The following is a 10,711-nucleotide window of genomic DNA, read 5'->3' as shown; positions in this document are numbered from 1 at the left end:
CACCGCATCCGGAACCACACCCAACGAACGCCACAACTCCGCAAGCGACACCATCACCGCCCACGTCACCGGCTGCACCACATCAACCCGATCCAACGAACCCCCCGACCGCACCACCTCCACCACATCAAAATCAACCAACGGCGCCAAAGCATCCCCACACTCACGCAACCGCGCCGCGAACACAGGAGACGACTCCAACAACCCCGCACCCATCCCCACCCACTGCGACCCCTGCCCCGGAAACACCAACACCCGACGACCCACAGAACCCGCAACACCCTCGACCACAGCCTCGCCCAACGTCACCCGACGGTGCTCGAACACCGAACGCGACGACACCAGCGAATACCCCACATCCACCAGACGCGGCGCACCCACACCCTCCAGCGCGGCCCGCAACCGGCCGGACTGCGCCCTGAGCCCCGACTTCGACCGCGCGGACACCACCAACGGCACCACGGGCAACTCGCGGACCGGGGTTTCCTCGACGGCGGGTTCCACCACCGGAGCCTGCTCCAGGACCACATGCGCGTTGGTGCCGCTCACACCGAACGAGGACACACCCGCACGACGCGGGCGTCCCGTCTCCGGCCACGCACGCGACTCCGTCAGCAACTCGACCGCACCGCCGTCCCAGAGGATCTGGGAGGAGGGCGCATCGATGTGCAGGGTCTGCGGCAGTACGCCCTCCTGGAGCGCCATCACCATCTTGATGACACCGCCCACACCGGCCGCGGCCTGGGTGTGCCCGATGTTCGACTTCAACGACCCCAGCCACAACGGACGTTCGGGGGTGTGTGCACTGCCGTACGTGTCGATCAGGGCCTGCACCTCGATGGGGTCGCCGAGCTTGGTTCCCGTTCCGTGCGCCTCGACGGCGTCCACGTCGGCGGCGGTGACCTGGGCGTCGGCAAGGGCCTGGCGGATGACGCGCTGCTGGGCGGCGCCGCTGGGGGCGGTGAGGCCGTTGCTGGCTCCGTCCTGGTTGACTGCCGAGCCGCGCAGCACCGCGAGGACGCGGTGCCCCTTGTTCACGGCGTCGGAGAGCCGTTCCACCAGGAGGATGCCGGCGCCTTCCCCGGGGCCGAATCCGTCGGCGGCCTCGGCGAAGGCCTTGCAGCGGCCATCGGCGGCCACGCCTCGCTGGCGGGAGAACTGCACGAAGACCGCGGGCGTGGACATGATGGTGACGCCGCCGGCCAGGGCGAGGTCGCACTCGCCCCGGCGCAGCGACTGGGCCGCCTGATGGAGGGCCACCAGGGAGGAGGAGCAGGCGGTGTCCACGGAGACGGACGGGCCTTCGAGGCCGAGCGTGTAGGAGATGCGGCCGGAGGTGAAGCTGACCACCCCGCCGGTGAGAAGGTCGCCCTCCAACTGCGCGGAGGGCTCGTGCACCCCGGAGGTGTAGCCGCCGTCCCAGGCACCGACGTACACGCCGGTGCGGGACCCCTTCAGGGAGAGCGGGTCGATGCCGGCGCGCTCGAGTGCCTCCCAGGAGGTCTCGAGGAGCAGGCGCTGCTGCGGGTCCATCGCCACCGCCTCGCGCGGCGAGATCCCGAAGAACGCCGGGTCGAAGGCTCCGGCGGCCCCCAGGAAGCCGCCTTCACGGCAGTACGAGCGGCCGGCCGCGTCCGGGTCGGGGTCGTAGAGTCCCTCGATGTCCCAGCCGCGGTCGCCCGGGAAGGGCGAGACCGCGTCGGTGCCGCCTGACACGAGTTCCCACAGGGCCTCGGGGGATCCGGCGCCGCCGGGGAAGCGGCAGGCCATGCCGACGATCGCGATCGGCTCGTGGGCCCGTGCCTCCAGCTCCTTCAGGCGCTCGCTGGTGCGGTGCAGTTCGGTCGTGGCCCGCTTCAGGTACTCGCGGAGCTTCTCTTCGTTCGCCATGTCTCGTCACCCGTCACGTACTGTGCGGTTCAGAACCGCTCGTCGATGAATGCGAAGATCTCGTCGTCGTCGGCGTCCTCGATGGACTCGGACACCGATTCGCCCTTCGAGCCCGCGGGATTCGTGCCGCCGGATCCGCTGCCGATGCCGCCCCACAGGCCGGTGAGGGCCGCGAGCCGGTTGGCGATCTCCTTGTGCGCCGTTTCGTCGGGGGTGGCGGTGCCGTCGGCGGTCTGTCCGGTGATGGCGCCGAACAGGGCCTCCAGACGGTCGAGTTCCGCCATGACGGAGGTGCCGCGCGCGTCCGGGGCGGCCGCGGGCGCGGTTCCCTCAGGTGCCAGTTCGCGGCGCAGGTGCGCGGCGAGGGCCGCCGGGGTCGGATGGTCGAAGATGAGGGTGGCCGCCAGGCGCAGACCGGTGGCCGCGGCCAGCCTGTTGCGCATCTCGACGGCGGTGAGGGAGTCGAACCCGAGCGCCTTGAACGCCCGGTCGACGACGATGCTCTCCGGCCCGCCGTGGCCGAGCACGGCCGCGGCGTGGGCGCGTACGGCCTCCAGGACCAGTTCCTCCTGTTCCTCGGGGGCCAGGTGGGCGAGCCGGTCGGCGAGGGTCTCGGCGGGGTTGTCCTTGGTGTCCCGGTCGGTGCGGTTCTCCGTACCGCCGACGAGCGAGCCGAGGAAGGCGGGGACGGGGCCGGCGGCGCGCAGGGCCGCGTGGTTGAGCCGGATCGGGACCTGCAGGGGGCTGTCGACGGCCTGCGCGGCGTCGAAGAGCGCGAGCCCCTCGGCGTCGGTGAGCGGCATGACGCCGCCTCGGGCGAGCCGGCGGTGCATTCCGCTCTGGTCGAGGTGTCCGGCCATGCGGCTGCTGCTGGACCACAGGCCCCAGGCGAGGGACACGCCGGGCAGCCCGAGGGAGCGGCGGTAGCCGGCGAAGGCGTCGAGGAAGGCGTTGGCCGCCGCGTAACCGCCCTGGCCCGGGCTGCCGAAGAGCGCGGAGGAGGAGGAGTACAGGACGAAGGCGGCCAGGTCGAGGTCGCGGGTCAGGTCGTGCAGGTTGATCACGGCGTCGACCTTGGGACGCATGACGGTGTCCAGGCCCTCGGGGGTGAGGGTGGGCAGGGTGCCGTCGGCCAGGACGCCGGCGGTGTGGACCACGGCGGTCAGTGGCTGGTCCGGCGGGATGGACGCGAGGAGCGCGGCGAGTTGTTCGCGGTCGGCCGCGTCGCAGGCCCGCACGGCGACCTCGGCGCCCAGGGCGGTCAGTTCGGCGGCGAGTTCGGGGGCGCCTCCTGCTTCGATGCCCTGGCGGCCGGCGAGCACGAGGTGGCGTACGCCGTGCTCGGCGACCAGGTGGCGGGCGACGGCGCTGCCGAGGGTGCCGGTGCCGCCGGTGACCAGGACGGTGCCGTACGGCCCGAAGGACGGGGGCAGGGTGAGGACGAGCTTGCCGGTGTGGCGGGCCTGGCTGAGGGTGCGGAACGCCTCGCGGGCGTGCCGGATCTCGTAGGCCGTCAGCGGCAGGGGCTCGAGTACCCCCGCCTCGAAGAGGGCGAGCAGCTCGCGCAGCATCTCGCCGACGGTCTCCGGGCCGGCCTGCACCAGGTCGAAGGCCTGGTAGACGGTGCCGGGGTGGTCTGCGGCGATCTGCCGCGGGTCACGGACGTCGGCCTTGCCGAGCTCGAGGAACCGGCCGCCTCCGGGGAGCAGCCGCAGACCGGCGTCGACGAACTCCCCGGCGAGGGAGTTGAGGACGATGTCCACGCCCTTGCCGCCGGTCTCCGCGAGGAACTCGTCGGCGAACTGCACGGTGCGGGAGTTGGAGATCGCCTCGTCGCCCAGGCCGAGGCGGCGCAGGGTGTCCCACTTGCCGGTGCTGGCCGTGGCGTACACGGTCAGCCCGTGGTGGCGGGCCAGCTGGAGTGCGGCCATGCCGACGCCGCCGGCGGCCGCGTGGATCAGCACGCTCTGGCCGGGCACGGCTTCGGCGAGGCGGGTCAGGGCGTACTGGGCGGTGAGGAACACGGCGGGTACGGACGCGGCCTCGGCGTAGGTCCAGCCCGAGGGGATCGGGGCGACCATGCGGTGGTCGGCGATCGCGTGCGGGCCGAATCCGCCGGTCCACATGCCGAGGACGCGGTCGCCGGGGGCGAGTCCGCTGACGCCGGGCCCGATCTCGGTGACGACGCCGGCTCCCTCGGCTCCCATGACGCCCTCCCCCGGGTACATGCCGAGGGCGATGAGGGTGTCGCGGAAGTTGAGGCCCGCGGCGCGCACGGAGATGCGCACCTGTCCGTCCTGGAGCCGGCCCAGGGTGTCGGGCGCCTCGGCGAGGCGCAGCCCCTCCATGGTGCCGGTGCCGCTGGTGGTGAGCCGCCAGGCAGTGGTGCCGGTGGGCGGCACGAGGACGTCGCCGCGGGTGGCGTCGGCGCCGGTCCTGGCGAGCCGGGGGACGCGGACGGTGGTGCCGCGGACGGCGGCCTGGGGTTCGCCGCTGGCCAGGGCGGCTGCCAGGGCGGTGCCGTTGACGGAGTCCGTGTCCACGTCGAGCAGCGCGAAGCGGCCGGGCTCCTCGGACTGGGCGGAGCGGATCAGGCCCCAGACGGTGGCTGCGGCGGGGTCGCCGAGCTCGTCGTCGGCGCCCGCGGCGACGGCGCCACGGGTCACCAGCACCAGGGTGGTCCCGGTGAGCGCGCTGCCGTGCTCCAGCCAGGTCTGGGCGAGGTCCAGGGCCCGGTGGGCGGTGGTGTGCGCGAACGGCGCGTCGGGGCGGGGCAGTTGGGGGAAGGAGACGATGACGGTGTCCGGCGCCTGCCCGGCGGCGGCGGCGGCGAACAGCTCGGCCGGACCGGGGTACCAGTCGCAGGAGGTGCCGGTGGTCTCCAGCGCGGAGGCGACCTTGGCGTGGTCCTCGCCGACGACGGCGATCCGGCGCACGGGAAGGGCCCGGGCGACGGGCAGCTGCTGCCAGTCGACCTCGTACAGGGCGCCGTTGCGCTGGGTGCGGCCCGCCGGGCCGGCCGCGAGCTGGTCGTCGGAGACGGTACGTACGACGAGTTCGTCGACGGTGAGGACGGGCCGGCCGGAGTCGTCGGTGCACAGCAGGCGCACGGTCTCGGCGCCGGCCGGGGAGATGCTGACGCGCAGCCGCCCGGCGCCCTCGGTGTACAGGCGGACACCGCGGACGGCGAACGGCATGCGGGCCTTGCCGTCCTCGGGGAAGAACGATCCGAGGCTCATGGCCTGCAGGGCTGCGTCGAGGAGTGCGGGGTGGAGTCCGAAACCGGCGGTGGCTTCGCCGGCCTGCGAGGGCAGGGCGACCTCGGCGTGGACGGTGGTGTCCTCGGCCCAGCCGGCGCGGAAGCCCCGGAAGAGGGGGCCGTAGTCGTAGCCGCGGCTGGTGAACCGCTCGTAGAAGTCGTCGAGGCCGTCGGCGGCGGGCCTGGCGGCTGCCGGGGGCCACACGGCCGGGCCGGTGGGTGCCGGTCCGTCCTCGGCGGGGGCGACGACGGCCTCCGCGTGGCGGCGCCACGGGGAGCCCGGGTCGGCGCCGGCCTCGCGGGAGTGGACGGTGAGGGTGCGCCTGCCGTCCTCGGCGGCGGCGGTGACGAGCAGGCTCAGCTCGATGGCGCCGTTGTCGGGAAGGACCACGGGTGCCTGCAGGATCAGCTCGTCGAGCCGGTTGCAGCCGTGCTGGCGGCCGGCCCACAGGGCGAGGTCCACGAGGGCCGCGCCGGGCAGCAGGGCCGTGCCCATGAGGGCGTGTTCGGCCAGCCACGGCTGGGTGTCGGAGCCGAGCCTGGCGGTGTACGCGACCGAGCCGGACTCGGGGAGTTCGACACCGCCGCCGAGCAGCGGGTGGCCGGCCTCGCGGACGCCGATGCCGGCGGCGTCGCCGCGGCGGGCGGGCGCGTGGTACCAGTACCGCTCGCGCTGGAAGGGGTAGGTGGGGAGGTCGACGCGGCGGGATCCGGTGCCGAACAGGGCGTTGGCGTCGATCTCGACCCCGCTGATGTGGGCCATGCCGAGCGCGGCGCCGAACCAGCGGGCGCCGCCCTTCTCCCGGCGCAGGGTGCCGAGCACGGCGGCCCGGCCGCCGACGTCGGCGACGGTCTCCTGCAGGGAGGTGGCGAGCATCGGGTGCGGGCTGGGTTCCAGGAAGACCTCGTAGCCGTCCGCGATCAGGGCGCGGGATGCCTGCTCGAACTCGACGGGCTCGCGCATGTTGCGGTACCAGTACGCGCTGTCGAGGGCGGCGGTGTCGAGGAGCCCCCCGGTGACGGTGGAGTAGAAGGGGATCTGCCCGGTGTGCGGGGACACCGGTGCCAGAACCTCCATGAGGTGGTCCTTGAGGGCGTCGACCTGGGCGGAGTGCCCGGCGGTGTCGACGCCGGGGATGGCGCGGGCGTGGACCCCCTCGCCGGTGAGCTCCTCCAGGAGTTCGCGGAGGGCTTCGGGATCGCCGGCGACGGCGGCGGTGCCGGGGCTGTTGACGGCGGCGACGGACAACCGGTCGCCGAACCGCTCCAGACGGGAGCGGATCTGCTCCGCCGGCAGGGACACGGCGAGCATGCCGCCCTTGCCGGCCAGCGTCAGCCACGCCTGGCTGCGGAGGGCGACGATCCGGGCGGCGTCGTCGAGGGAGAGGCCGCCGGAGACGTACGCGGCGGCGATCTCGCCCTGGGAGTGGCCGACGACCGCGTCGGGGTGGACCCCGATGGCCCGCCACGCCTCGGCCAGGGACACCATCATCGTGAACAGCACGGGCTGGACCACGTCGACGCGGCTGAGCGAAGGGGCGCCGGGCACCTGTCGCAGCACGTCCATGACGGACCAGTCGAGGTACCGACGCAGAACGGCGTCACAGGCCTGCGCGGACTCGCGGAAGGCCGGCGAACGGTCGAGCAGCCCCTCGGCCATGGCGGGCCACTGGGAGCCCTGGCCGGGGAAGACGAACGCGATGCGGTCGCCGGGGCCGGCGGTGCCGCGGAGCACGGCCAGGTGCGGCCGGTCCTGGGCGACGGAGTTGAGGGCTTCGAGGAGCTCCTCCCGGCTCTCGCCGATGACGGCGGCCCGGTGCTCGAAGCGGGAGCGGGCCGTCATCAGGGTGTAGCCGGCGTCGGCGGGGTGCATGCCGGGATGTTCGACGAGCCCGGCGCGCAGCCGGGCGGCCTGTGCGCGCAGGGCCGACTCGGAGCGGGCCGAGAAGAGCAGCGGGACGGTGACCTCGTCCCACCAGTTGGTGGCCTCGGCTCCGTCCTGGCCGTCGTCCTCGGCGGGGCCGGCCGCGGTGTCGGAGCGGGGCGCCTCCTCGACGATGACGTGGGCGTTGGTGCCGCTGATACCGAAGGCGGACACGGCGGCGCGGCGCGGGGTGGCGCGCTCGGGCCAGGGCACGTCGTCGGTGAGCAGGGACACCGCTCCCGCGGTCCAGTCGACCCGCGGGGTCGGCTCGTCGACGTGGAGGGTGCGGGGCAGTGTGCCGCCGCGCAGGGCGAGGACCATCTTGATGATGCCTGCCACGCCGGCGGCGGCCTGGGTGTGACCGATGTTGGACTTGACCGAGCCGAGCCACAGCGGGTCGTCGGTGGACCGGGCCTCGCCGTAGGTGGCCAGGACGGCCTGGGCCTCGATGGGGTCGCCGAGCTCGGTTCCGGTGCCGTGCGCCTCGACGGCGTCGATGTCCTCGGGGCGCAGTCCGGCGTCGGCGAGTGCCTGGCGGATGACCCGCTGCTGGGAGGGTCCGTTGGGGGCGGTGAGGCCGTTGCTGGCTCCGTCCTGGTTGACGGCGGAGCCCCGGATGACGGCCAGCACGGGGTGCCCGTTGCGCTCGGCGTCGGACAGACGTTCTACGAGGAGCATGCCGGCCCCCTCGCCGAGGGCGACGCCGTCGGCTCCGGCCGCGAAGGCGCGGGAGCGCCCGGAGGGGGACATGACGCGCTGGCGGGAGAACTCGACCAGCATCTCCGGGGTGGACATGACGGTGGCGCCGCCGACCAGGGCCATGCCGCATTCGCCGCGGCGCAGCGACTGGACGGCCAGGTGCAGGGCGACCAGCGAGGCCGAGCAGGCGGTGTCGACCGTGACCGCCGGGCCTTCGAGGCCGAAGACGTACGAGAGTCGGCCGGACATGACACTGGCGGAGTTGCCGGTTCCGAGGTAGCCGTCGAAGTCCTCCTCACCGTTCTGCAGCAGCGGCATGTAGTGCTGGCCGTTGGTGCCGACGAACACTCCGGTACGGGTGCCGCGCAGGACGTTCGGATCGAATCCGGAGCGCTCGCAGGCCTCCCAGGAGGTCTCGAGGAGGAGCCGCTGCTGCGGGTCCATCGCGAGGGCCTCCCGCGGGGAGATCCCGAAGAACTCCGGGTCGAAGTCGGGGGCCTCGTGGAGGAACCCGCCCTCGCGGACGTAGGTGCGGCCCTGGGCCTCGGGGTCGGGGTCGTACAGCCCCTCGAGGTCCCAGCCTCGGTTGGTGGGGAACGTGGTGATGGCGTCGCCGCCGTGGGTCACCAGCTGCCACAGTTCGTCAGGCGTGTTGATGCCGCCGGGGAAGCGGCAGGCCATGGAGACGATGGCGATGGGCTCGCTGTCGCCGCCGGCGGGCGCGGTGACGAACGGGGCCGCGGTATCGGGTTCCCGCGCACCGCTGACCAGGTCGCCGAGGTGGCGGGCGACGGACGCGGTGGTGGGGTGGTCGAAGACGAGCGAGGGGGCCAGGCCGAGGCCGGTGGCCTCGCGGAGCCGGTTGCGCAGTTCGACCGCGGTGACCGAGTTGAAGCCCAGTTCCTTGAAGGGCCGGTCGGGGGCGATGCCGTCGCCCGTGGCGTGGCCGAGCACGGCGGCGACGTGCGTGCGCACGAGGCGCAGCAGCTCACGCTGCCGCTCCTGTTCGCTCCTGTCGCGCAGCACGGCCGCGAGGCCTGTGGTGTCCCGCTCGTCCGCGGCGGCCCGCTCGGCAGCCCGAAGCCGCTGTACGGCGGAGAGTTCGTCGAGGAGTGCCGAGGGCCGGGCCGCGGTGTACGCGGGCTCGAAGCGCTCCCAGTCGATGTCGGCGACGGCGATGCCGGTCTCGCCACGGCCGACGATCCCTTCGAGCACGTCGAGGGCGCGCTCCGGGTCGAGGAAGGACAGACCGGTGCGGAAGAGCTGCTCGGCGGCGGGGCCGGCGGCGACGCTCTGCCAGGGGGTCCAGGCCACGGAGGCGGCAGGCAGTCCGCGGCCGCGGCGGCCCTCGGCGAGAGCGTCGAGGTAGGCCGTGCCGGCCGCGTAGCCACCCTGGCCCGCGCCGCCCCAGACGCCGGCGACGGAGGAGAAGACGACGAACGCGTCAAGTTCCGCGTCCGCCAGCAGGGTGTCGAGGCGGGTGGCGAGGTCGGTCTTCGCCTCGACGGAGGCGGCGAAGCCCTCCATCGTGGTCTCGGTGAGGAGGGTGAGGGGAGCCGTCGGCGGGGCGATGTAGACCGCGGTGGGGGTGTGAGCGGCGAGGAGTGCGCGCAGCCCGTCCTGGTCGTCGAGCGCGCAGGGGACAACGGTGGTGCGGTCGGCGAGGCCGACGAGCGGCCCGTCACTCCCGGCGATCTCTTCCTGGAGGGTGCCGGTGAGTCCGGCGAGGACGATCCGCTCGGCGCCGCCGGCCAGGAGGCGGCGGGCGAGGGGTCCGGCCACGGCGGCGATGTCACCGATGACGAGAACGGTGCCGCGCGGGCGGATCTTCGCGGCGGCGGTTGCGGCGGGGGCCTGAACCAGGCGGCGGCCGTACGTGCCGGAGGCGCGGACCGCGACCTGGTCGTCGGTGCCCGGGGCGGCGAGGATGCCGGCCAGCTGCTGGAAGGCGCGGGCGTCGGCGGTGGCGGGCAGGTCCGCGAGTCCGCCCCAGCAGACGGGGAGTTCCAGGGCGGCGACCCTCCCGAGGCCCCAGACCTGGGCCTGCACGGGGGACGGGGTCTCGGTCGGGGACACGGCCACGGCGCCGAAGGTGACGGCCCACAGCCTGGCCTCGGTGCCGGCGTCGGCGGCGGCCTGGGCGAGGGTGAGGGTTCCGGCCAGGCCGGGCAGGACGGCCGAGTGGCCGGGGTGCCGGTCCTCCGCGAGGGCGAGGAGGGACAGGATGCCGGTGAGCGGCTCCGTCTCGGCCCGGTCGGCGGACTCGGCGAGCCTGGCCCGCAGCAGGGACCTGTCTGCGGCGGCCGGATTCACGACGAACGGCTCGACGGTGGCGCCACGGTCGGCCAGGGCCTGCCGGGCGGACTCGGCGGCCGCGGAACCGGTCAGTGCCTCGGGGAGGACGAGGAGCCAGCGGCCGGAAAGGCGGGCGGCGGGGTCCTCGGCGTTGATTCCCTTCCAGGTGGTGCGGTAGCGCCAGGCGTCGGGACCGGCGGTTTCGACGGTGGGGGCCGCAGTGACGGCCGTCTTCTCCAGCCAGTAGTGCTGGTGTTGGAAGGCGTAAGTGGGGAGGTCGACGGTGCGGGCCCCCGTCCCCTCGAACAGGGCGGTCCAGTCGATGTCCGTCCCACGCACGAAGAGTTCCGCCGCGGAGGCCAGGAACCGCTCCAGCCCACCCTCACCACGACGCAGCGAACCCACCGCGAGAACATCCGTGCCCGGCACACTCTCCGCGGTCTCCTGCACCCCCATCATCAGAACCGGATGCGCACTGCACTCCACGAACGTCCCGAAACCACGCTCCAGCAGAACCCGCACCGTCTCCTCGAAACGAACCCTCCGCCGCAGATTCCGATACCAATACGCCCCGTCCAACTCCGTCGTATCGACCAGCCCACCCGTCACCGTCGAATAAAACGGAATCACACCACGACGCGGAA

At 73.6% G+C, this 10,711-nt stretch carries 2 protein-coding genes; both read right to left on the bottom strand.

Annotated elements, in window-relative coordinates; translation table 11 throughout:
• Positions 1–1,890 (bottom strand): type I polyketide synthase (locus tag ACIRJR_RS36965; RefSeq protein WP_403789151.1); only part of this gene is annotated, 1,890 nt, incomplete at its 3' end.
• A gap of 29 nt (positions 1,891–1,919) precedes the next feature.
• Positions 1,920–10,697 (bottom strand): SDR family NAD(P)-dependent oxidoreductase, encoded by an 8,778-nt coding sequence (locus tag ACIRJR_RS36960; protein WP_403789149.1) that lies wholly within the window; start codon positions 10,695–10,697, stop codon positions 1,920–1,922.
• Between the last annotated feature and the right edge of the window lie 14 nt (positions 10,698–10,711).

The organism is Streptomyces sp. NPDC102402 (assembly GCF_044765765.1).
Classification (GTDB): Bacteria; Actinomycetota; Actinomycetes; order Streptomycetales; family Streptomycetaceae; genus Streptomyces.
This window is presented reverse-complemented; position numbering and strand designations above follow the sequence as displayed.